This is a genomic window from Micromonospora sp. DT44 (assembly GCF_049841635.1).
In the GTDB taxonomy this organism is placed as follows: Bacteria; Actinomycetota; Actinomycetes; order Mycobacteriales; family Micromonosporaceae; genus Micromonospora.
Genome location: NZ_JBNCKS010000012.1, coordinates 106,457 through 127,780 on the forward strand (window position 1 = coordinate 106,457; position 21,324 = coordinate 127,780).

22 protein-coding genes are annotated in these 21,324 nt (G+C 71.5%); 8 read left to right on the top strand and 14 right to left on the bottom strand.

Annotated elements, in window-relative coordinates; all coding sequences use genetic code 11:
- Positions 1-144: 144 nt before the first annotated feature.
- A complete protein-coding gene (locus tag ACLQ25_RS09755; RefSeq protein ID WP_425730577.1) occupies positions 145-666 on the top strand; it encodes an SRPBCC family protein in 522 nt (173 codons plus the stop codon).
- 17 nt (positions 667-683) lie between these two features.
- On the opposite strand, the gene ACLQ25_RS09760 is transcribed toward ACLQ25_RS09755, so the two are convergent.
- Positions 684-1,388 (bottom strand): DUF2786 domain-containing protein, encoded by a 705-nt coding sequence (locus tag ACLQ25_RS09760; protein ID WP_425730578.1) that lies wholly within the window; start codon positions 1,386-1,388, stop codon positions 684-686.
- A 128-nt stretch (positions 1,389-1,516) separates the two neighbouring features.
- Here ACLQ25_RS09760 and ACLQ25_RS09765 point away from each other — a divergent pair, with 128 nt between their 5' ends.
- Entirely contained in the window at positions 1,517-1,966 is a 450-nt protein-coding gene (locus ACLQ25_RS09765; RefSeq protein WP_425730579.1) for a hypothetical protein, read from the top strand.
- Positions 1,967-2,005: 39 nt separating this feature from the next.
- Here ACLQ25_RS09765 and ACLQ25_RS09770 read toward each other — a convergent pair whose 3' ends face one another.
- Complete coding sequence (locus ACLQ25_RS09770) at positions 2,006-2,395, bottom strand: hypothetical protein (protein ID WP_425730580.1); 390 nt, start codon at positions 2,393-2,395, stop codon at positions 2,006-2,008.
- A gap of 155 nt (positions 2,396-2,550) precedes the next feature.
- Between ACLQ25_RS09770 and ACLQ25_RS09775 the strand changes: the two genes are divergently transcribed.
- On the top strand, positions 2,551-3,894 hold the full coding sequence (locus ACLQ25_RS09775; protein ID WP_425730581.1) for an ABC transporter substrate-binding protein: 1,344 nt from the start codon (positions 2,551-2,553) through the stop codon (positions 3,892-3,894).
- Positions 3,895-3,961: 67 nt separating this feature from the next.
- On the opposite strand, the gene ACLQ25_RS09780 is transcribed toward ACLQ25_RS09775, so the two are convergent.
- Both ACLQ25_RS09780 and ACLQ25_RS09785 read right to left on the bottom strand, forming a co-directional pair.
- Positions 3,962-4,705 (bottom strand): enoyl-CoA hydratase/isomerase family protein, encoded by a 744-nt coding sequence (locus tag ACLQ25_RS09780; RefSeq protein ID WP_425730582.1) that lies wholly within the window; start codon positions 4,703-4,705, stop codon positions 3,962-3,964.
- Complete coding sequence (locus ACLQ25_RS09785; protein WP_425730583.1) at positions 4,702-5,559, bottom strand: 3-hydroxyacyl-CoA dehydrogenase family protein; 858 nt, start codon at positions 5,557-5,559, stop codon at positions 4,702-4,704. Before ACLQ25_RS09785 ends, ACLQ25_RS09780 begins: the two co-directional genes overlap by 4 nt.
- 178 nt (positions 5,560-5,737) lie before the next feature.
- On the opposite strand from ACLQ25_RS09785, the gene ACLQ25_RS09790 reads away from it, so the two are divergent.
- A complete protein-coding gene (locus tag ACLQ25_RS09790) occupies positions 5,738-6,028 on the top strand; it encodes a hypothetical protein (protein ID WP_357132114.1) in 291 nt (96 codons plus the stop codon).
- A gap of 45 nt (positions 6,029-6,073) precedes the next feature.
- Here ACLQ25_RS09790 and ACLQ25_RS09795 read toward each other — a convergent pair whose 3' ends face one another.
- The gene (locus ACLQ25_RS09795; protein ID WP_425730584.1) at positions 6,074-6,853 is read right to left on the bottom strand and encodes a class I SAM-dependent methyltransferase; all 780 of its coding nucleotides are present in this window, start codon (positions 6,851-6,853) and stop codon (positions 6,074-6,076) included.
- Positions 6,854-6,906: 53 nt separating this feature from the next.
- On the opposite strand from ACLQ25_RS09795, the gene ACLQ25_RS09800 reads away from it, so the two are divergent.
- Positions 6,907-7,299 (top strand): PPOX class F420-dependent oxidoreductase, encoded by a 393-nt coding sequence (locus ACLQ25_RS09800; RefSeq protein ID WP_425730585.1) that lies wholly within the window; start codon positions 6,907-6,909, stop codon positions 7,297-7,299.
- 82 nt (positions 7,300-7,381) lie between these two features.
- On the opposite strand, the gene ACLQ25_RS09805 is transcribed toward ACLQ25_RS09800, so the two are convergent.
- Positions 7,382-7,591, bottom strand: a complete 210-nt coding sequence (locus tag ACLQ25_RS09805; protein ID WP_007073996.1) for a BldC family transcriptional regulator — start codon at positions 7,589-7,591, stop codon at positions 7,382-7,384.
- 251 nt (positions 7,592-7,842) lie between these two features.
- Positions 7,843-8,682, bottom strand: a complete 840-nt coding sequence (locus tag ACLQ25_RS09810) for a hypothetical protein (RefSeq protein ID WP_425730586.1) — start codon at positions 8,680-8,682, stop codon at positions 7,843-7,845.
- A gap of 194 nt (positions 8,683-8,876) precedes the next feature.
- On the opposite strand from ACLQ25_RS09810, the gene ACLQ25_RS09815 reads away from it, so the two are divergent.
- Together ACLQ25_RS09815 and ACLQ25_RS09820 are read left to right on the top strand one after the other, a co-directional pair.
- Positions 8,877-9,959: a Glu/Leu/Phe/Val family dehydrogenase gene (locus tag ACLQ25_RS09815; RefSeq protein ID WP_425730587.1), complete on the top strand. Its 1,083-nt coding sequence runs from the start codon at positions 8,877-8,879 to the stop codon at positions 9,957-9,959.
- 302 nt (positions 9,960-10,261) lie between these two features.
- Positions 10,262-10,477 carry a DUF3073 domain-containing protein gene (locus ACLQ25_RS09820; RefSeq protein ID WP_007454329.1) on the top strand — a complete coding sequence of 72 codons (216 nt, stop codon included), beginning with the start codon at positions 10,262-10,264 and terminating at the stop codon, positions 10,475-10,477.
- 141 nt (positions 10,478-10,618) lie between these two features.
- On the opposite strand, the gene amcA is transcribed toward ACLQ25_RS09820, so the two are convergent.
- The 5 genes from amcA to ACLQ25_RS09845 all read right to left on the bottom strand — a co-directional run bounded on the left by amcA (position 10,619) and on the right by ACLQ25_RS09845 (position 15,331).
- Positions 10,619-10,855, bottom strand: a complete 237-nt coding sequence (amcA, locus tag ACLQ25_RS09825; protein WP_357132129.1) for a multiple cyclophane-containing RiPP AmcA — start codon at positions 10,853-10,855, stop codon at positions 10,619-10,621.
- Positions 10,824-11,927, bottom strand: a complete 1,104-nt coding sequence (amcB, locus tag ACLQ25_RS09830; protein WP_355048778.1) for a cyclophane-forming radical SAM peptide maturase AmcB — start codon at positions 11,925-11,927, stop codon at positions 10,824-10,826. Before amcB ends, amcA begins: the two co-directional genes overlap by 32 nt.
- Positions 11,928-12,053: 126 nt before the next feature.
- Entirely contained in the window at positions 12,054-13,208 is a 1,155-nt protein-coding gene (purM, locus tag ACLQ25_RS09835; RefSeq protein WP_355048408.1) for a phosphoribosylformylglycinamidine cyclo-ligase, read from the bottom strand.
- 62 nt (positions 13,209-13,270) lie between these two features.
- Positions 13,271-14,809, bottom strand: coding sequence for an amidophosphoribosyltransferase (gene purF, locus ACLQ25_RS09840; RefSeq protein ID WP_425730588.1), 1,539 nt, complete (start codon positions 14,807-14,809; stop codon positions 13,271-13,273).
- A gap of 168 nt (positions 14,810-14,977) precedes the next feature.
- Positions 14,978-15,331, bottom strand: coding sequence for a sterol carrier family protein (locus ACLQ25_RS09845; protein ID WP_425730589.1), 354 nt, complete (start codon positions 15,329-15,331; stop codon positions 14,978-14,980).
- 160 nt (positions 15,332-15,491) lie between these two features.
- Here ACLQ25_RS09845 and ACLQ25_RS09850 point away from each other — a divergent pair, with 160 nt between their 5' ends.
- Complete coding sequence (locus ACLQ25_RS09850) at positions 15,492-17,579, top strand: carboxypeptidase-like regulatory domain-containing protein (RefSeq protein WP_425730590.1); 2,088 nt, start codon at positions 15,492-15,494, stop codon at positions 17,577-17,579.
- A gap of 216 nt (positions 17,580-17,795) precedes the next feature.
- On the opposite strand, the gene ACLQ25_RS09855 is transcribed toward ACLQ25_RS09850, so the two are convergent.
- Positions 17,796-18,551 carry a 2-phosphosulfolactate phosphatase gene (locus ACLQ25_RS09855; RefSeq protein ID WP_425730599.1) on the bottom strand — a complete coding sequence of 252 codons (756 nt, stop codon included), beginning with the start codon at positions 18,549-18,551 and terminating at the stop codon, positions 17,796-17,798.
- A gap of 4 nt (positions 18,552-18,555) precedes the next feature.
- Positions 18,556-21,279 (bottom strand): phosphoribosylformylglycinamidine synthase subunit PurL, encoded by a 2,724-nt coding sequence (gene purL, locus ACLQ25_RS09860; protein WP_425730591.1) that lies wholly within the window; start codon positions 21,277-21,279, stop codon positions 18,556-18,558.
- Positions 21,280-21,324: the final 45 nt, after the last annotated feature.

Consider the following 21,324-nt stretch of genomic DNA (forward strand, 5'->3'; position numbering starts at 1 on the left):
GCCGTCCCGGGGGTCCGGGCCGTCCGGCGCGGTTACCCGCTTTCCGGCGGGCCATCCCGTCCGTGACGACTCGGCAACCCACTGTCTGGAAAAGGGCACGCGCGAAGCTGCACACCCGGGCATCAGCCGGTATGGTCCGGGCCTATGGGACAGGGGATGGCTGATCCGGCCGACATTCGGCAGGACCTGGAGCGCTTCTCCTTACGGTGCAGTCTCCTCGTCCCCGGTTCGGCCGAGCGGGCGTTCGCCGTGTTCACCGATGAGCTGACCGAGTGGTGGGTCACCGAGTACACCTGGTCCGGTCCGGAAGCTCTCGCCGAGCTGGGCATGGAGCCCCGGGCCGGCGGAATGCTCTACGAGATCGGCCCGTACGGCTTCCGCGCCGACTGGGGTCGGGTGCTCACGTGGGATCCGCCTCGCCGGTTGGTCTTCGCCTGGCAGCTCGGGCCGGACCGGGTGCCGGTGCCGGATCCGGCGAAGGCGAGCGAGGTCGAGGTGCTGTTCCTGCCCGACGGGCCCGAACGGACCCGGGTCGAGCTGGAGCACCGGCACTTCGACCGGCACGGCGAGGCGGCCGAGGGCTATCGCAAGGCGCTCACGGCGGGCTGGCACGAGTTGCTCACCCGCTATCTCGCCACGGTGTCGCGCGGCCCGCACACCGCCTGAGCCCTGCCGGGCCGGAGTCAGTGGCCGAGTTGTCGACCGACCCGGCCGGTGTCGAGATTCCGGCCGCCCAGGTGAGCGCGGCTGCCCGCCTCGGCGCCGGAGCCGAAGCCCGTGCCGCCGAGGCGACGAGCCGGTGCGGTGCGCAGTCGCGGGTACTCCTCGGTGAGCCGTCGCTGCACCCGGTCGGAGCGGTCGGCCAGCACCAACGCCATCGACGGGGCGCCTGACTCGCTGACCGCCGCCGACTCGGCCGCCCAGAGCCGTCCCCCGATCACCTCCGCGAAGCCCGCGAGCCAGGAGCGTCGGAAGGCGGCCGGATGGTCGTCCGCCGGCACCGCCGTGGCCGCCAGCCCGTGTGCGGCCTGTACGAGCAGCGATGTGAAGAGCAGATCCACGCGTTCGAGGTCGCTGGCGAAGCCGAACAGGTGGGCGACGAAGCCGTTGCCCTGCTTACGCCGGACGCAGCGGCAGCGCAGCGGCTCGGCGACCGCCGCGAGCAGGCCGACCTTGTCCCGGGCGTACGGGGCGACGATGTCGAGCACGCGGTCGCCGACCGGGTCGGTGGTCGGGTCGCGGACCGCGAGCAGCGCCCTGTCGACGCCGTAGCGGGCGATCAGCTCGGTCGCCTTGGCGGTGAACGCCGCCGACTCGGCGGGAGTGCAGGCCGGGTCCTCGGCCTGGGCGAGCAGCTTGCGCACCTTGCTGAGCATGGCCTCGGACATGCCCCAGAGCTATCACACCCGACCGACGATCCCGGACCACGCCACGATTGATCGATCAGTATCATCGTCACGGTCAGCTCGTCCGTCCAATACGGACAGTCAGTTAACTGTTTTCGGAGGCCGCCTGCATGTCATCCCCGACCGCTCGCCTGCTCGCCGTCGCCACGGCCGCCGCGCTGCTCGCCACCGGCGCACCCGCCCAGGCCGCCACGGCCACCCCGGGCGCCGACTCCACCGATTTCGCCTCGGGGCCGAACCTCTTCGCGCCGCTCGCCACCTGCTACGGCGGCGCGGTCCGCTCGTTCTTCCAGACCGGCGGGTACGGCGGCCAGGCCGGCCCGTACCGCACCACAACCCGGTGCCGCGACATCAACGTCCGCAACACCAGCGCGTACGCCACCGAAGCCTGCGTGATCTTCATCGACAAGACCAGCAACTGCAACTACTGGACCTACCTGCCGGCCAACTCCGGGTGGACCACCGTCGCGACGAACGTCCGGGACGGGGTCAACTTCCGGGTCCGCTTCGACAACCTCCGCTACGAGTACGAGCCGCTGGTCGCGTACCACGCCTTCTGAACGGCCCGCGCGGACGCGGCACCCAAAGCGGTGCCGCGTTCATTCGGCGCGGCTGCGCAGGGTGGCGATTGTCGAGCCGGCGAGCGTGAGCAGGCAGTCGGAGAGCAGCCCGTCGGCCGCCGCCGCGCCGAACAGGGCCTCGCCGGTCGATACGTCCCGGTTGGCGTAGGCGCTCACGAAGCGGGCCACCCAGCGGGTGTCGTAGTCCGCCTGCTCGATGCCCGGGAACTCCAGCGCGCATCCGGTGCTCGTCGGCGCGTCACCGACCATCGTCGCGGCCAGGCACCAGGCGACCCCGTACGCCCCGGACAGGCCGGCCCGGTCGACGACGGCGTCGAACGTACCTGTCACGGCGTCCCCGTCCCCGGCCAGCGCCCATCGGAGCACGGCGGTCGCGTCGTCGAACGTCTGCTGTGGTAGGTCCGTCACGCAGCGCACAGTAGGACGGGGGGTCAAGCCACGGTGTTTCCGTCACTGTGTGTATTCACAGTGAGCTACCTACGCATTGCGCCGCCTCCACGGTCCCGCGACCGGCCGCGGCACGCTAATGTGCGCAGCGGACCTTCGCCGGAGGAAGGACGACCATGCTCGTATCACGCCGCTCGCGGGTGGCCACACTGGCTGCCTGCGCGACGATCCTGCTCGCCACAAGCGCTTGCGGGGATGACAAGGCCCAGGAGGGGAGCGCCCAACAGGTGCGCCTCTACGGCACGGACGGCAACATGCTCAACTCCTACCCAGCGGAGTTGAAGGAACGCGCCGACCTCGTCGACGGAATGAAGGGGACCACGCCACTCACCCCACTGCCCGACGACTTCAAGGGCCGGCTACGGTCCGTCAATCCGGCGCTGACGGACTACCTGTACTCCGCCGAGACGTACGACGCGGTGGTCATCGGTGTGCTCGCCGCTCAACTGGCCGGCAGCACCGACCCGGCGGCTATCGCCAAGCAGATCGTCGGCGTGACCAACAACGGACAGCGCTGCGAGACCCCGGCCAACTGCCTCGCGCTGGCCCGGGCCGGGCAGGACATCGAGTACCGCAGCGTGTCGCTGACCCGCGCCGGCTTCACCGACAAGGGTGAGCCGGCCACCGCGAGCTACGCCACGCTGACCTTCGACGGCCAGCAGCTCAACGACGGCAAGACCGAGTTCGTCGGCGCGGGCTCCGAATCGGCGGCGAGCACCAAGACGCCGCCGAAGGGCAAGAAGCCGCGCCCCGGTGACGCCGCCGACCAGAAGCCGCTGATCGTCGGCGGTCTGCTGCCGAAGACCGGCGACCTGGCGATCGCGTACCCGCCGATGGCGGCCGGCGCGGCGCTGGCCATCCGGGAGATCAACGCCGCGGGCGGCGTGCTGGGCAAGCCGGTGACGTGGAAGGACGGCGACGACGGCACCAACCCGGCGGTGGCCAAGGCGACCGTCGCCAAGCACGTGGCGGACGGGGTCAGCATCATCATCGGCGCGGGCGCGTCGGGCATCTCCCGCGAGGTGCTGCCGGACGTGGTCAAGGCCGGGAGGATCCTCTTCTCGTCGTCGAACACCGACGCCGGCCTGACCGACGTCGAGGACAAGGGCCTCTACTTCCGTACCGCCCCACCGGACAGCCTCCAGGGCCGGGCGCTGGCCGACGTGGTCCTCCGCGACGGGTCGCAGAAGATCGTGATCGTCGCCCGTAAGGACTCCTACGGTGAGGGCCTGCAGGCCACCGTCCGTGACGAGCTGGAGAAGGCCGGCATTCCCGGTGACCGACTCAAGCTGCTCACGTACGACCCGCCAGCCGACGCCAAGGCCGCGCCGGTGGACTTCTCCGGCGGCGCGAAGGCGATCAAGCAGTTCGGCGCGGACGCCGTCCTGATCATCGGCTTCGGTGAGTCGGCCCAGGTGATCCGGGCGCTCGCCGACGGCGGGGTGCAGATCCGGCACTGAGCAGTACCCGCGGACCGCGTACGGCCGCACCGGCTCGACAGCCGGTGCGGCCGTTCCCGTTGCCGCGTCAGCGGGCCCGGCGGCGTTCCAGGAACTCGGTCATGCGGCGGTGCTTCTCCTCGTCCTCGAAGAGCACCGCCTGACTCACCAGGTCGAGCTGCGGGTGCGCGGCGGCCGGCGCGTCGACGGCCAGTTTGGTGAGCCGCAACGCCAGGGGCGAGGCCTTGGCCATCTCGTCCAGCAGCCCGTGCGCCGTCGTCAGCAATTCCCCGGGCTCGTCCACCACCCGGTTCACCAGACCGATCCGCAGGGCCTCCGCCGCGTCCACCCGACGGCCGGTGAACAGCAGTTCCTTGGCCCGACCTTCGCCGATGAGGGCGGGCAGTCGGTGGGTCGCGCCAGCGCCGGCCAGGATGCCCAACCGCACCTCCGGCTGACCGAAAACCGCCCGGGCCGTGCACACCCGAAGATCGCAGGCGTACGCCAGTTCCGCGCCGCCGCCCAGCGCCGGCCCGTCCACGGCGGCCACGCTCGGCATGGGTAGTGCCCTGATCCGCGCGAAGGCCGCCGAGTTGATCGCGGCCAGGGCGTCCGTGCGGCCCCGTTCGCGGAGCTGGCCGATGTCGGCCCCACCGGCGAAGATGCCCTCCGCGCCGCCGGTCAGGAGCAGCAGCCGGGGGCGGGCCTCCAACTCGGCGCAGACCTCGTGCAGCTCGGCGATCAGGTCGGCGTCGATGGCGTTGCGCTTCTCCGGTCGGGCCAGCGTCACCACGAGCCGGTCCGACCGCTCCTCGATCCGCAGACCACTCATTGCTTGACGCCACCTTCCCAGCGGTAGAAGCCGTGCCCCGACTTCTTGCCCAGCCGTCCGGCCGCCACCATCTCCACCAGCAGCTCCGGTGGCGCGAAGCGGTCCCCGTACGCGGCCTGGAGGGTACGGGCGATGTCGAGGCGCACATCGAGGCCGACCAGGTCGGTGAGTTCCAGTGGCCCGATCGGGTGCCGGTAGCCGAGCACCATCGCCTTGTCGATGTCGGCCGGGCTGGCCACCTGGTCGGCGACCATCCGGATCGCCTCCAGCCCGAGGGTGACCCCGAGGCGGGAGGTCGCGAAGCCGGGCATGTCGCGTACCACGACGGGGTCCTTGCCCAGCCGGCCGGCGAGCGCGACGGCCGCGGTGGTGGTCCCCTCGGCGGTGGCCGGGCCGACCACGATCTCCAGCAGCGCCATCGCCCAGACGGGGTTGAAGAAGTGCAGGCCGAGGAAGCGCTCGGGCGCGTCCAGATCCACGGCCAGCTCGCCGATCGCGATGCTGGACGTGTTGCTGCCGAGCAGGCCCGGGTCCAGGGCGGCGGCGGCGCGCAACACGGCCCGCTTCAGGTCCAGCCGCTCCGGCACCGCCTCCACGACCACTCCGGGGGCGGGGGCGACCTCGGCGAGGCTCGGCCGCAGGATCACCCGTTCCCGGTTCGCGGCGGCCTCGTCGGCGGTCAGCCTGCCGCGCTGTACCGCGCGCTCCCCCAGGTCGGCGAGCCGGGTCAGCGCGGTCGCGCCCCGGTCCGCGTCCACCTCGACGAGCTCGACGGCGTGGCCGGCGCCGGCCGCCACGTACGCGATGCCGAGCCCCATCGTGCCCGCACCGACGACCACGAAACGATCGTTCATCACGCCTCCCTGTCGGTCCCGGTGGCGCGCGGGGTCTCCGCCACGCCGGCCCGGGTGCCCGGTCCGCTGCGCTCGCTCATGGTGCGACCCTAGACAGCCCGGGCCCCCGCCCATGCGTGGGGGAGCGCGGGATCGGGTACGTACGGCCCGTCAACTCAAGGGGAAGGACCGCATCGAGATGAGCCAGGCACCGGAGAGCGTCACCACCGACTCGGAGACCGTGGAGACCCGTGGCGACGAGCGGGTCGACCTACTGCGCGCCGACACCAACAACGACGGCAAGACCGACGTGTGGGTGGTGGACACCGACGGCGACGGTAAGGCCGACCTGTTCCAGTTCGACACCGACGGGGACGGCAAGGTGGACATCACCATGGTCGACCTCGACGAGGACGGCACCCCCGACGAGGTGGTCGACGGCGACGGCGGCCTCCCGCCCGAGCCGCTGCCCCCGACCGTTCAGGTCTGAGCCGTACGACGGCTCCCGTGTCCGACGCGGCGCGGGAGCCGTCGCTCAGCCGGCAAGGCGCAGGGTGGCCAGGTAGTAGGGGGCATCGCGGTCGTCCACATCGACCAACCGCCAGCCGCTCCCGTGCACCAGCTCGGCGAACTCGTCCGGCGAGCACACCAGGTAGTCGAACCATTCGGTGCCGAGTTCCCGGTAGCGCAGCCGGAGCCGGAGCTGGCCACCGAGCCGCCCCCGGCGTCGGTTGCGCTCGTGGTAGCCGGTGTGAACGGGGTCGCGGGTGCCGTACGGGTTGGTGCCGTGCGCGATGATCTGCGCTCCCGGTCGGGCCAGGGCGGCGAGCGCGGCGAGGAACACCGGGGCCCGCTCGCGCCCCTCGAACAGCCCGAGGTTGTTGCCGAGCAGCAGGAACGTGTCGTAGCGCCGGCCGTCGGCGACGTGCGTGTCCACCGTTCCGTGCACCAGCCGCCGTACGCCCCGCCGCCGGCTCACGTCGAGCGCGCCCGCGGACGTGTCGAGGCCGGTGACGGGTACGTCGCGCTCCTGGAGCAGCAGCGCGATCCGGCCGGCGCCGGTGCCGACGTCAAGCGTCTCGCCCCGGGCCCGGTCGACGGCCCGGTGGTCGTACGGCTGCCAGTCGGCCGGCCCATCGAGGTAGTGCGCCGCCGGTGCACCGTTGATCAGGCCGTCGTCCCGCTCGATGATCTCGATGACCGGCCGGGGCAGCCGGCCGCCAACCATGGGCCGGGGGCCGACCCCGGTCGCCACGGCGAGCACGTCCCGCAACAGTTCACCGACCACGTCACCAATTGCAGGCTCCCCCGTCACGCCGTTCACGCTATCTGGCCGCTCAATGGCCCGCAGCGGCCTATCCTGGCGGCGTGACCACGCTGGACCGGCTGTCGGCCGAGAAGTACATCCTGCTCACGACCTTCCGAAAGGACGGCCGGGCGGTGCCGACCCCGGTCTGGGCGGTCCGGGACGGCGACGCGTTGGCGGTGTGGACCCGCGCCGACTCGGGGAAGGTCAAGCGGATCCGCCACAACGGCGAGGTGACTGTCGCGCCGTGCGACGTGCGGGGCCGGCCGCACGGCGCCGAGGTGCCCGCCCACGCGACCCTCTACGGTGGCCGCGACACGGGCCGCGTTCGCGACCTGCTCAAGCACAAGTACCGCCTGATCGGTCGGCTGAGCCTGCTGGGCAGCCGGTTGCGTCGCAGTGAGGGCGGCACGGTCGGCATCCGGGTGACGTTGACCGGCCCCGACGCGGACTGACGCGCCACCGTCGGAGCCGAGCGGACAGAGAAAGGGGCGGCGGATCGAGATCCACCGCCCCTTTCCGGAAACCTCTATCGGGTCAGTCGCCCTGCCGCTGCTGCGGGATCTGGCCCTGTAGCAGCGCCCTGACCTCCGACTCGCGGTATCGACGGTGGCCACCCAGGGTGCGGATGGCACTGAGCTTGCCCGCCTTCGCCCACCGGGTCACCGTCTTCGGGTCGACACGGAACATCGACGCCACCTCGGCCGGTGTGAGCAGCGGCTCTGGTTCATGCGTTCGCGATGCCATCGGTCACTCCTCCACATGTATAGACATCGGCCGGGGTCCCGCCGGCCGACGCGTCTCCCATGGTCCGGCTAGTCCCCGATGTCCGACATGGGCCGAACGGATGAAGGTCCCTAGACGGACGGATGAACCATGCCCGATTTTTACGACTTTTACACGGTAGAAAGTACCTTATTCGGACTCATGATCACGGTTCGTGATGCGTCAACTACGAGACACCCTCGCTTTGGGAGCGCTCCTAGGGGCGATTTGCCTCAGTTGCACCGCTCCAGGAGCTGCACCGCGCGCCAGCGAGCCACCAACTTGTCGTACGCGGCCGACGCCTCGTCCGCCTCACCCCGCGACAGGCCCGCGAGGCCACCGGCAACCAACTCCGGCGAGTCGTCGGCGGCGAGAGTCTCATCGGAGAGCAGGTCGACGAGGCCGCCGTAGTCCAGCTCCACTATCGAGCCCGGGTGGAACTCCTCAAGCCAGCGCGCCGCCTCCTGGACCGCCTCGGTGATCGGCGCCTCGCCCACCGACTTCCGCAGCACCGACAACGCCCGGGACGAACGACGACGAGCCTTCGAGATCTCCGTCCGGTAGCGCAGCGCCCGCCGGCCCGGCTGGGTGACCAGGTCCCGCTCCGTCGGGTCGAAGAGCACGAACCACCGCAGGGGTACGCCCCAGGTGGCGATCTGCTCGTGCACCCGGGGCACCCCGTGCTCCAGAACCCGTGCGCCGCTGCGCCAGTCGTCGACGACCGCCCGGGCCTGCCCGGCAAGCACCGGCGGCACGAAGGCGTCGGCAAGCACCGGGGGTACCCCGTCCCGGGCGTTGAGCGCCGCCTCAGCGACCCGGATGCGCAGGTTCCAGGGGCAGACCAGCAGGCTGTCGTCCGTCTCCAGGACGTACGCCTCCTCGGGCAGGTCGGGTAGGCGGGTCCAGCCCGCGCCCAACGCCTCGATCACCGCCGTCCGCTGACGACCGGGCCCCTCCACCGGGGCGACCGCCCGACCCTCCGAGACATAGCGACGCCAGTAACTCTGCCGGTCCCGGTCGAAGGCGGTCAGCGGCTCGTACACGCGCAGGTAAGAAGCGAAGAGCGACGGCACCGCGCGATCCTCCCATGAACCGCACCCGCGCGCGGCCAGCGGCCGGACCGTGCGCCCCGCACCGTGGGACGGCGGCGGCACGTCGGGCGGTCGTACGGCGTCCGATACTAGGCTCGATCACACCGGCAGCATCCCCGCCGGGGTCCACCAGGTCCGCGTCCCACAAGGTACGCACACCATCGTAGGAGCCAGTCATGGGCGTATTCGCGAGCACCGACGACCCGGTATCGACAGGTCACGAACAGGTCGTCTTCTGCCAGGACAAGCAGAGCGGCCTCAAGGCGATCATCGGGATCTACTCCACCGCGCTGGGGCCCGCGCTCGGCGGCACCCGCTTCTACCCGTACGCCAACGAGGACAACGCCCTCGCCGACGTGCTCGACCTGTCCCGTGGGATGGCGTACAAGAACGCGCTCGCCGGCCTGGACCTGGGCGGCGGCAAGGCCGTCATCTGGGGCGACCCGGAGCAGATCAAGAGCGAGGCGCTGCTGCGCGCGTACGGCCGCTTCGTGGAGTCGCTGGCGGGCCGCTACTACACCGCCTGCGACGTCGGCACCTACGTCCCCGACATGGACATCATCGCCCGCGAGACCCGCTACGTGACCGGCCGCAGCGTGGAGCACGGCGGCGCCGGCGACTCGTCGATCCTCACCGCCTGGGGCGTGTTCCAGGGGATGCGGGCGGCCGCCGAGCACGTCTGGGGCACGCCGAGCCTGAACGGCCGCCGGGTCGGCGTGGCGGGCCTGGGCAAGGTCGGCAAATACCTGACCGGGCACCTGCTGGACGACGGCGCCGAGGTGGTCGCCACGGACGTCAACCCGAAGGCCCTGGCCTGGGTACGCGCCAACCACCCGCAGGTCACTCTGGTGGACGACGCGAGCGCGCTGGTCGCTGCGGACATCGACGTGTACGCCCCCTGCGCGCTGGGCGGCGCGCTGAACGACGACACCGTTCCGGCGCTGCGCGCCAAGGTGGTGACCGGCGCGGCGAACAACCAGCTCGCGCACCCGGGGATCGAGAAGCTGCTGGCCGACCGGGGCATCCTCTACACGCCGGACTACGTGGTCAACGCCGGCGGCGTGATCCAGGTGGCCGACGAGATCGAGGGCTTCAACTTCGACCGGGCGAAGCTGCGGGCCACCCGGATCTACGACACCACCCGGGAGATCCTGCGCCTGGCGGACGCCGAGGGCGTGCCGCCCGCGGTCGCCGCGGACCGGCTGGCTGAGCGGCGGATGGCCGAGGTCGGTCGGCTGCGCACGATCCACCTTCGCTGACGCATCCCGGAGGCGGATCGACCGGGATCCGCCTCCGGGCCTCCTGTACCGGCCCGACTCTGTAAGCTGAGGCCCGGGTCACGTTTGGCGTGTTTTGCCCGGTGTCACGGGTGCTCTCCGTTCCGCTCCTTACCAGGTACACTGGGTGACGGCCGGATCGCCGCGACGCGCAGAGCCGGCTGACGGTAACCCGAGGTGCCGAACGATGGCATCCCCATGTACCGTAAGAGCCACGAGAGATGCCTGACGTCATCGGGGCCCGCCTTCGGGCTGCCCCGCATTCTGTGCGAGGGGGTCGAGCCATGGGGCGCGGCCGTGCTAAGGCCAAGCAGACAAAGGTGGCCCGGGAGTTGAAGTACCACTCCCCGAACACCGACCTCACCGCCTTGCAGCGCGAACTGGCGGGTGCTGGTAAGTCTGAGCACCACTTCGACGACGACTCAAAAGAGTTCGTCGACGACGATGATGAGAATCATGCGGACGACGACCCCGATCCCTGGGTCCGTCCGACCCGCTGACCTCTCGACGTAGCTGAGCACGCGGTAACGCCCGCGTGCTCACGCATGTGTCCTTCGGGAGCGAGATCGGTGCCGATCATCAGGGGCCTGCCCTGGCCGGGGACTACCCCGTCTGACCGACAGGCCCCTGATCACGGTCGCCTAGCGCGGCCGGTTGTTCCAGTTGTAGAAGGTCGGGATGTTCTCGAAGTGGTTCCAGGCGCAGACCGCGCTGACGCCGTCTCCGCCCGCCACCTCGGCCCGTAGCCGCCGTGCGTCCGCGGCTTCCTGCAACAGCGCGACAAGCCCGGGGGCGGCCTCCCGCACGCGCTCGGTGACGTCGTCCGGGGCATCGTCCGCTTCGCGTTCAGGCCGCCGGTGACTGGTGATCTCGGGCATGCTCCAACACTCCCTCCAATAGGCGGATCTTGCTGTTGCGGCAGTGCTCGGTCTCCGTACCGTCAAAACGCCCCAGCTCGAAGTAACGGTTGGCGGCGTGGCCGCCGCCACAGAAGCCGAAATACGGGCACGACACCCGACACGCTTCCACCCCCGTCAGGAACTCGCCGACCCACGAGGTCGACGCGGCACCGGCCAGGATCCGGGCCAGCGGGGTGGTCAGCACGTTCCCACTGCTGAAGTCGCCGTAGCGCGGGTCGGTGAAGCCGGCCAACTCCGGGGAGAGCACCGTCACCGAGCCGTCGTGCCCGATGGTAGGTATCGGATCCAGCCGGCGGGGCAGCACACCGTCCGCCGTGCCGTCGAGGACCGCCGCCGCGTACCGCAGCGACCACTCGACCTCGCGCAGGTGGATCCGGGGCGCCCGCCGCCAGGCCGCCACCAGTTCGGCCCAGAACGTGGTCACCGCCGCCGGGTCGTGGCTGTTGTCGCGGGTGTTGACCCCTTCGGTCTCCTCGATGTTGATGCCCAGCACATCGCAGCCCAGATCGAGGAAGTAGTCGTAGAGCTCCGCGGCGAGGCCCGGCGTCGGCCGGGACACCACGGCCAGCGCGGAGAAGGGCAGGTCGTGCCGGCGCAGCGCGGCCACACCACGCAGGATCCGGTCGTACGCCGGCTGACCGCCACGGTTGACCCGGTCGCCGTTGCGCTCGCGCGGCCCGTCCACGCTCACGCTGACGCGCATCTCGTGCCGGGCGAAGAACTCGCACCACTCGTCGTCGATCAACGTGGCGTTCGTCTGCACGTGGTGTTCGACCTCGGGCCCGAAGGGCGCGATCAGGGCGGCCAGGTGCTCCCGACCGGCCGCCAGCGGCTCGCCGCCGTGCCACACGACGGAAAAGCGCCCGGAGGCCGCCCACGGGTTGACCGCCGCCGCCACCGCCTCGGCCACCGGCACCGACATCCGCCGGTCGGCGGCCCGGAACGGCAGGTAGCAGTACGCGCAGTCGAGGTTGCACAGCGTGGTGGGCTGCATGACGACGTACGACGGGACGGCGGCCAGCCCGCGCATCCCGCTGAACGTCGGTTCTCCAGCAGCCATCACCCTCCTCCGCCCAGCCCGAGCCTTTCAGGCTAGGCGGCACCGGCCACTCGGGTGAAGCCCTGATCAGGTACCCGTACGGTCACCGGAGCGTGATCAGCCGCGGGTGTGCTGACCAACCATCTGGACGTTGCCGGTGCCCTCGATGATCTCGCCCGCCTGCCAGGCCTCGACCCCACGGCCGGTCAGCGTGGCCAGGGCGCGATCGGCGTCCTCGGCCGAGACGATCGCGAACATGCCGACGCCCATGTTGAACGTCGACTCCATGTCCTGGTCGTCGATCCGGCCCTTGGACTGGATCAGGTCGAAGATGGGCTGCGGCTTCCAGGTGGACCGGTTGACCACCGCGTCGACGTGCTCGGGGAGCACCCGCACCAGGTTGCCCGGGATGCCGCCGCCGGTGATGTGCGACAGCGCCCGCACCTCGGCCTCCTCGATCAGCTTGAGGCAGTCCTTGGCGTAGATCTTGGTGGGGGTCAGCAGCTCCTCACCGAGGGTCCGCTGCCGGCCGAAGTCATCGATCACGATGTCCAGCCGCATCCGGGCGGCGCCGAGCAGCACGTGCCGGACCAGGGAATAGCCGTTGGAGTGCAGGCCGGAGGAGCGCATGGCGATGACGACGTCACCCACCTCGACGCGCTCCGGGCTGAGGATGTCAGCCTCCTCGACCACACCGACGCCGGTCGCGGAGATGTCGTACTCGTCCGGGCGCAGCACACCGGGGTGCTCGGCGGTCTCCCCGCCGAGCAGCGCGCAGCCCGCGTACCGGCAGCCGTCGGCGATGCCGGCGCCGATCTCGGCCACCTTGTCCGGAACAACCTCGCCGGTGGCGATGTAGTCGAGCAGGAACAGCGGCTCGGCGCCGCAGGCCACCAGGTCGTCGACGACCATCGCGACCAGGTCGATGCCGACCGTGTCGTGGATGTCCATCTGCTGGGCGATGACCAGCTTGGTGCCCACACCGTCGGTCGAGGACGCCAGGATCGGGTTCTTGTACTTCTTCGTGTCCAGGCGGAACAGGCCGGCGAAGCCGCCGAGGTCACCCAGTACCTCGGGGCGCCGGGTCTCGCGCACCTTCGACTTCAGCAGCTCGACCGCGCGGTCGCCCGCGTCGATGGAGACCCCGGCGTCGGCGTACGAGACAGAACGCTTGCCCCGCTGGCGGCCGGCACCGCCCGTCCACGGCTGGTGGTCGCTGCCAGCGCCGTTCGGGCTGCTTCCTGCGCCGCTGCGCTCGGACACGTGCGTCACGGTTCTCCCCTTTTGTGGTTCTCGGTGCCGCGCCGGCGGTGGCCGGGCCGCGCCGGTTGGTGCTACGGGCGGTTTGCGGTCACGCCACCCGGAGTGGCGACGAGTGAGCCGAAGCTCTCCGGAGCCTCCGGCGTCGCGTTGGCGACCCGGCGGCCCATCCCTTCGAGCACATGCTTGCCGATCAGGTTGCCGGCCGGCAGCTCGATCGGGTACTCACCATCGAAACACGCCCGACACAGCCGGGTCTTCGGCTGCTCGGTCGCGGCGATCAGGCCGGGAAGCGACACGTAACCCAGCGTGTCGGCGCCGATGGAACGCCGGATGCCGTCGTTATCCAACCCGTTGGCCAGCAGCTCCGCCCGGGTGGCGAAATCGATGCCGTAGAAACACGGCCAACTCACCGGCGGGGAGGAGATCCGGACGTGCACCTCGAGCGCCCCCGCCTCGCGCAACATCCGGACGATGGCCCGCTGCGTGTTGCCGCGCACGATCGAGTCGTCCACGACCACCAGCCGCTTGCCACGCACGTTCTGCCGCAGGGTGTTGAGCTTGAGTCGGATGCCGAGCTGACGCAGGGTCTGCGACGGCTGGATGAAGGTCCGCCCCACGTACGGGTTCTTCATGAGGCCCGCGCCGTAGGTGATACCGGACGCCTCCGCGTACCCGATCGCGGCCGGGGTGCCGGACTCGGGCACCGGGATGACCAGGTCGGCCTCGACCGGATGCTCCTTGGCCAACTGGCGGCCGATCTGCACCCGCGCCGCGTGCACGTTCCGCCCGGCGATGGTCGCGTCGGGGCGGGCGATGTAGACGTACTCGAAGAGGCAGCCCTTCGGCTCGGGCGCGGCGAAGCGGGTGGACCGCAGCCCCTCCTCGTCGATCGCGATCAGTTCGCCGGGCTCGATCTCGCGCACCACGCTCGCGCCGACGATGTCCAGCGCGGCGGTCTCGCTCGCGACCACCCAGCCACGCTCCAGCCGGCCGAGCACCAGCGGGCGTACGCCGTGCGGGTCGCGGGCCGCGTACAGCGTCGACTCGTCCATGAAGACGAAGCTGAACGCTCCGCGTAGCTGCGGCAGCACCTCGAGCGCGGCGGCCTCGACCGACAGGTCGGGGCGGCTGGCCAGCAGCATCGTCACCAGTGAGGTGTCGTTGGTCGAGCCGTCCGCGACCAGGCCGCGCTCGGCGACCTCCTTCTCCAACTCGGCGGTGTTGACCAGGTTGCCGTTGTGGGCCAGCGCGATGGTCGTGCCGGAATCGGTCGACCGGATGGTCGGCTGGGCGTTCTCCCAGTTGGACGCGCCGGTCGTGGAGTATCGGGCGTGCCCGATCGCCAGGTGGCCGCGCAGGCTGGCCAGGGTGGGCTCGTCGAAGACCTGGGCCACCAGGCCCAGATCCTTGTAGACCACCACGCCCGAACCGTCGCTGACCGCGATGCCCGCTGCCTCCTGGCCACGGTGCTGCAGGGCGTAGAGGCCGAAGTAGGTCAGATTCGCGACCTCTTCGCCGGGGGCCCACACGCCGAAGACGCCGCAGGCATCCTGGGGGCCAGGTCGTTGGGGGTCAAGGTCGTGGCTCAGCCGGCCGTCGCCTCGGGGCACTACCGCTCCCTCATGCTGGTCTGGACCGGCCTGGCGGGGATCACGGGTCGGATCCACACTTCTCGGCCGGGACCACTCTCGTCGCCTGACAGTGTACGCGAGTCAACGTCAATACATATAGTCACGGTTTCCCTGCCGAGAGTCACTATCACTCGGACATCGGCGAAGCTAGAGGGGCAGATAGGCCGAGATGTCCGCCCGAATGCCGCTCACCTGCACACGACCATCGGTGACCGCATCGGCCCACCCGAGCCGGCCGGTGGCGAGCTCCAACCAGGTTTGCGGCGACATCTCGACCACGTTCGGCGGGTTTCCCCTGGTGTGTCGAGGACCGGGGACGCACTGGATCGCACCGTATGGTGGAACCCGCACCTCCACCGATCGGCCGGGGGCGCGCTCCGTGAGGACGGCCAACAAGGACCGGACCGCCTCCCGGAGTACCGGCCGTTCGGGCGTACGCCCCTCGTCAAGCGCCGACAAAGCTGCCACGACGGCGGTGGACTTACTGTGCGGAGAGGACACGACGGGACGATACGACCCACAGGTGGAGCACCTGACGCTGGCCCTGGGTCGCGCCGATCCAGTGAGACAAGGCATAGTGGCCGACGGCGTATTCGTACCGTGATGATCCCCGGCCCGGCGCCCCGCCGGTCGAGGGACGTCAGCCCGGAAGGCGGTGGACGTGTCAACACACCGACGTGCCTGGAAGCAGCGGGCCGGTGTGGTCGTAGCGCTGGTTGCCGGCGCTCTGCTCGCCGTCCCCGCCACACCAGCCCTGGCCGAGCCCGGCATCAACAACGTTACGGCCTCGCCGAGTTCGGTCGAGGCAGGCAAGACCACTAAGGTGAGCTACACCCTCAACTTCGCCCTAGGGGCTGATGATGCCGACATCTCGGCCAGCTCGAACAACCCGAAGCTGAGGTGCGTCGACGGCTGCAATCGCAACCAGGTCAACACGAGCGGCACCTTTGACGCCACGTTCCAGCTTGCCGACGACGCAACCAACGGCTCTGCGGTCATCACGATCAAGGCTGTGAATTCCACCGGCCAGAAGAACGAGCGTCAGGCGTCGACGAACGTCAACCTAATTGCCAAGGCCGCATCGCCGCCCCCGCCGCAGCAGAACCAGACGGTGAAGTCGGTCTCCGGCAAGGTGGTCAAGAAGGCCGACGGCGAGCCGGTACCGAACGCGTTCGTCCTCCTCCAGGACACCGCCGGTCACCGATACGACGCCGTCGCCGATGGCAGTGGCAACTTCAAGTTCACGGGCAGCAGTCAGAGCCCGATCGCTCCCGGTCGAATCGACCTGGGGGCCTCCTCCGAGAACATCAAGGCGTTCAAGAGCTTCACCGCGAACGCCGGGCAGACCATCACCGGCCAGCGGATCATCTTGGAGATCAAGGTCGAGGTGACGCCGAGCGCCACCCCGTCGCCCACCGCGGACGCCACCCCCACCGACGAGGCGACCGAGGAGGGTGCCGAGGACCAGCCCTCCGAGGCGGCCAGCCCGGGCGCCCCGGCGAACGCCAGCAAGGAAGAGGACGACGGCGGCGGCTTCGGCTCGTACCTGATCATCCTACTCGGCGGCCTGCTCGTCGCGGCCGGCGTCGGCACGATCGTCCTGCTGTGGATGAAGCGCCGCGACAGCGGCGACGACGATGACGACCCGGCGGCGGGCGGCGCTGCCGGTGCCGGCGGCGCGGTGCCGGCGGCCCGTGGGGCCTTCCGCGGGGCCGACGACCAGACCCGGGTGGTCAACCGCCCCGGTGGCGCGCCCGACCCGACCATGGTCGGCGGCGCGGCGCTGAGCGAGGCGCCGACCATGATGCACCGCCCGGTCGTCGACGACGTCCCGCCGGACCCGTACGGCGCGCCAGCGCAGCCCTACGGCGCGGCGGGCCAGCAGGGCTGGGGCGGGACCGGCTACGACGAGGAGCCCGCCCAGGGCGGCTACGGCGGCTACGGCAACGCCCCCGCCTCGGGTGGCGGCTACGGCACCGGGGCCACGCCGGACGGCGGCTACGGCGCTGGCGCGGACGGCTACGGCGCCGCACCCGGTTCCGGCGCGGGCTACGGCGGCGCCGCGGCCCCGGTTGCGGGCTATGGCGGCGCTGCGGCCCCGGATGGTGGCTACGGCGGCACTGCGGCCCCGGATGCTGGCTACGGCGGCGCGCCCTCCTCGGGTAGCGGCTACGGCAGCCGTGACTACACCGCGCCCACCGGCGCGGGCGGCTACCCGCCGGCTCCCGCCGGTGGGGCGGCCGGCGGCTACGGCGAGCGCTTCGACGAGCCGACCGGCCGGTACACCGGCGACAGCACCCAGTACCCGGCGCCGGCCGACCCGTACGCCACCGGCGTGTACCAGCCGGAGCAGGGCCAGGGCTACGGCCAGCCCGACCCGACCGCCCCGTACGGCGGCGGTCGTGGGGCGGAGCCGACGGGCGGCTACGGCCAGCAGACCAACGCGTACGACCAGGGTGGCTACGGCCAGACCGGTGGCGGGTACGACCAGGGCGGCTACGGCCAGGAGCCCCCGCAGCAACGCGGCGGCTACGACGACCGGGGCTACGACCAGGGCGGCTACGGCCAGACTGGCGGCGGGTACGACCAGGGCGGCTACGGCCAGGAACCCCCGCAGCAACGCGGCGGCTACGACGACCGGGGCTACGACCAGGGCGGCTACGGCCAGCAGCAGGGTGGCCGGACCCGTCCGGACAGTCCGCCGCCCACCGAGCGCGGCGGCCGCCGCCTCGACTGGCTGGACGACTAACACCAGCACGACCCACAGCGCACAGCGAACGGCCGCCCAGAAAACCGGGCGGCCGTTCGCTGTAACCCCACCCACCCGTCCCACCCCGCCCCACTTCGTCGATCATGAAGTTATTGCCCATTTACGCGGCGTGTCGGGGCAATAACTTCATGATCACCGGGGTGGGCGGGGGCGCGGCGGGGGGCGCGACGGGAGGGCGGGGGCGTTCGGGGTGGGTCAGGCGGCGGAGAAGACGCCTTGGCGGAGGACCGGCACCACGTCGGACACGCCGAACTGGACGGCGACGTCGACGTCGGCTTCGAAGCCGCCCTCGGTCAGTTCCCGGCCGGAGACGCTGCCGCGTACCGCGGCGGGTACGTCCGGAGTGCTGGCCAGCGCGGCGAGGGCCATAGCCGCCTCCACGGAGAGACCGCCCGGCACCCCGGACAGGGCGTCCAGCACGCTCGCCGCACCGAGTTGGTCTTCGACGCAGGGGCGCAGCGACCCGTCCGGCCAGCGCTCTCCGGAGGCGATGACGCCGATCGGGGCGTCCGTCGTGCCGTACCCCTGGCGGCGCAGCCAACGCCCGACGGCGCGCGCGTTACGCAGGCACGCCGCGACCACCGGGAGCCCGGTGGCGCTGGCGGCGGCGCTGATGGCCGAGCCGTTCGGCGAGGGCAGCACCAGGTCCGCGACGGCCGGCGCGGCGCTCAGCGCGGCGGGTGAGAGTGACCACGGGTGTTCGGCTGTCACCCGGCGACGGCCGACCGCCGCCACCGCGCCGACCCGCAGCGCGTACTCGGCGGCCTGCTCACCCCACGGGAAGGGGTGAACCCGCGTACCCCGGGCGACCGCCACCTCCACGGCGGTGGTGAACGAGAGCACGTCCACCACCACCAGCGCCGCGCAGACCCGGCCGAGTTCGGCCGCCCCGGTCAGGCCCCAGTCGAACCTGGCGCCTGACCCGGGCTGGCCGTAGACGGCCGCCGTCAACGCCTCAGCGCTCGTCAGGCGACGGCTCGGTGGCACCGGAACCAGACTCGGACGGCTGCTCCGACCCGATCGGGTCGACAGCCCCGGTCTGCGGGGACGGGCCGGCCGAGGCGATCGGCTCGGAGAGCACCTCCGACGCGTCCACCGGCTCGGCCGGGGCGGCCGGCAGCGGCACGGCCTCGACCGCGCCCGCCACGCCGGCGGCCGGGGCGGGCACCTCGGCGACGGTGGGCTCCACGGTCGCGGCAGCGGCCGACTCGGACGCCTCGTCGGCCGCCGCCGCCTCGACGGCGGCGGTGCCACCGAAGAGGCGCGGAAGCGTCTCGGTGTGCGCGGCGCGCAGCTCGTCCAGGCCGATCCGGAACTGCCCGTGCACCTCGAGCGCCCCGCCGGACGGGTCGGTGACACCGATCAGCTCGAACGGCACGCCCCGCTCGGCGCAGAGCGCCGCGAACGCCTTGTCGTGGCCACGCGGCACCGACACCAGCGCCCGCGTGGCGGACTCGCTGAACAGGTAGACGAAGGGCATCGAGCCCTCGGCGAACTGCTCCGGCACGGCGATCCGGGCGCCGACGCCACGCCGCAGGCAGGACTCGACCAGGCTCTGGGCGAGACCACCGTCGGACAGGTCGTGCGCCGAGCTGAGGTGGCCCACCCGGGCAGCCTCGGCCAGCAGGTCGGCCAGCGCCTTCTCGCGGAGAAGGTCGACCTGCGGCGGGATACCGCCGAGGTGCTCGTGCGTCACCCAGGCCCACTCCGAGCCGGACAGCTCCACGTTCGTCTCACCGAGCAGGTAGAGCTGGTCGTGGTCGCCGCCGGGGCGCGGGACGAAGCCCATCGGCACCCGGTCGGCCACGTTGTCCAGCACGCCCAGCACACCGACCACCGGGGTCGGGTGGATGGCCGCGGCACCGGTCTGGTTGTAGAAGCTGACGTTGCCGCCGGTGACCGGGATGCCCAGCTCCAGGCAGCCGTCCGCGAGGCCGCGCACGGCCTCGGCGAACTGCCACATCACGCCCGGGTCCTCCGGCGAGCCGAAGTTGAGGCAGTCGGTCACGGCGATCGGCTTCGCGCCGGTCACCGCCACGTTCCGGTACGCCTCGGCGAGGGCCAGCTTGGCACCGTTGTACGGGTCGAGCCGGGCGTACCGGCCGTTGCCGTCGACCGACAGCGCCACGCCGAGCCCGGTCTGCTCGTCGAGCCGGATCACACCGCCGTCCTCCGGCTGGGCGAGCACGGTGTTGCCCAGCACGTAGCGGTCGTACTGCTCGGTGACCCAGGTCTTGTCGGCCAGGTTCGGCGACGCGATCATGCGCAGCACGGTCTCCCGCAGCGCGTCCGGGTCGGCCGGGCGGGGCAGCGTCTCGGCACGGTCAGCCTGGAGCAGGATCAGGTCGGCCGGCTCACGCATCGGACGGGCGTAGACCGGGCCGTCGTCCACCAGCGAACCCGGCGGCACGTCGACGACCAGGTGGTCCCGCCAGGTGATCAGCAGGCGACCGGGACGGCCGTCCGGCTCCGGGGCGGTGACCTCACCGATCGCGGTGCCGAGGACGCCCCACTTCTCGCAGGTCTTGAGCACCGCGTCGAGCTTGTCCGGCTCGACGACCAGCAGCATCCGCTCCTGGGACTCGCTGGCCAGGATCTCGTGCGGGTCCATCGAGGGCTCCCGCAGCGGCACCCGCTCCAGCCAGACCCGCATGCCGGTGCCGGCTGCGGCGGCGGTCTCGGTGAGCGCGCAGGTCAGGCCGGCACCACCGAGGTCCTGGATGCCGACGACCAGCTGGCCGTCGTACAGCTCCAGGCACGCCTCGATCAGGAGCTTCTCGGTGAAGGGGTCGCCGACCTGCACGGCCGGGCGACGGGCCTCGCTGCCCTCGTCGAAGGTGGCGCTGGCCAGCACCGAGACGCCGCCGATGCCGTCCCGGCCGGTCTTGGCACCCATCAGCACCACGACGTTGCCGGGGCCGGCGGCGGCCTTGTTCTGCAGCCGGTCGACCGGCAGGACGCCCAGGCAGAGCGCGTTGAGCAGCGGGTTGCCCTGGTAGGACGGGTCGAAGACCAGCTCGCCGCCGATGTTGGGCAGGCCGAGGCAGTTGCCGTAGCCGCCGACACCGGCGACCACGCCGGTGAGCACCCGGGCGGTGTCCGGGTGGTCCGCCGCGCCGAAGCGCAGCGGGTCCATGACCGCGATCGGGCGGGCGCCCATGGCGAGGATGTCCCGGACGATGCCGCCGACACCCGTCGCCGCGCCCTGGTACGGCTCGACGAAGCTCGGGTGGTTGTGCGACTCGACCTTGAAGGTCACCGCCAGCTTGTCGGAGACCTGCACGACACCGGCGTTCTCACCGATGCCGGCGAGCAGGCGGTCGCTGTGCGGTGCCTTCTCACCGAACTGGCGCAGGTGCACCTTGCTCGACTTGTAGGAGCAGTGCTCGCTCCACATGATCGAGTACATGGCCAGCTCGGACTGGGTGGGCCGGCGGCCGAGGATCTGCCGGATCCGGTCGTACTCGTCGTCGCGCAGGCCCAGCTCGGTGTACGGCTGCAGCTCGCCCGGGGTGCCACCGGCACGCGGCACGGTGTCCACGCCGTCGGTCCAGTCGACGCTCGCCGGCTGCGCGGGAGCGGCCGCCGGGGCGGTGGGCTGCGCCGGCGGCTCGGTCGGCTGCGCCGGGGCGGAGTACGCCTCCGGAGTGTCCCGTACCGGGTCCGGATGGGTGGTCATGACCTCTCCTCGCTGCGCTCGTGCCCGCCAGACCGGCGGTTGAGC

Coding starts and splice junctions, on each gene's coding strand:
- ACLQ25_RS09755 (WP_425730577.1), top strand. CDS start 145: ATGGGACAGGGGATGGCTGATCCGGCCGACATTCGGCAGGACCTGGAG.
- ACLQ25_RS09760 (WP_425730578.1), bottom strand. CDS start 1,388: ATGTCCGAGGCCATGCTCAGCAAGGTGCGCAAGCTGCTCGCCCAGGCC.
- ACLQ25_RS09765 (WP_425730579.1), top strand. CDS start 1,517: ATGTCATCCCCGACCGCTCGCCTGCTCGCCGTCGCCACGGCCGCCGCG.
- ACLQ25_RS09775 (WP_425730581.1), top strand. CDS start 2,551: ATGCTCGTATCACGCCGCTCGCGGGTGGCCACACTGGCTGCCTGCGCG.
- ACLQ25_RS09780 (WP_425730582.1), bottom strand. CDS start 4,705: ATGAGTGGTCTGCGGATCGAGGAGCGGTCGGACCGGCTCGTGGTGACG.
- ACLQ25_RS09785 (WP_425730583.1), bottom strand. CDS start 5,559: ATGAACGATCGTTTCGTGGTCGTCGGTGCGGGCACGATGGGGCTCGGC.
- ACLQ25_RS09790 (WP_357132114.1), top strand. CDS start 5,738: ATGAGCCAGGCACCGGAGAGCGTCACCACCGACTCGGAGACCGTGGAG.
- ACLQ25_RS09805 (WP_007073996.1), bottom strand. CDS start 7,591: ATGGCATCGCGAACGCATGAACCAGAGCCGCTGCTCACACCGGCCGAG.
- ACLQ25_RS09815 (WP_425730587.1), top strand. CDS start 8,877: ATGGGCGTATTCGCGAGCACCGACGACCCGGTATCGACAGGTCACGAA.
- ACLQ25_RS09820 (WP_007454329.1), top strand. CDS start 10,262: ATGGGGCGCGGCCGTGCTAAGGCCAAGCAGACAAAGGTGGCCCGGGAG.
- amcA (WP_357132129.1), bottom strand. CDS start 10,855: ATGCCCGAGATCACCAGTCACCGGCGGCCTGAACGCGAAGCGGACGAT.
- amcB (WP_355048778.1), bottom strand. CDS start 11,927: ATGCGCGGGCTGGCCGCCGTCCCGTCGTACGTCGTCATGCAGCCCACC.
- purL (WP_425730591.1), bottom strand. CDS start 21,279: ATGACCACCCATCCGGACCCGGTACGGGACACTCCGGAGGCGTACTCC.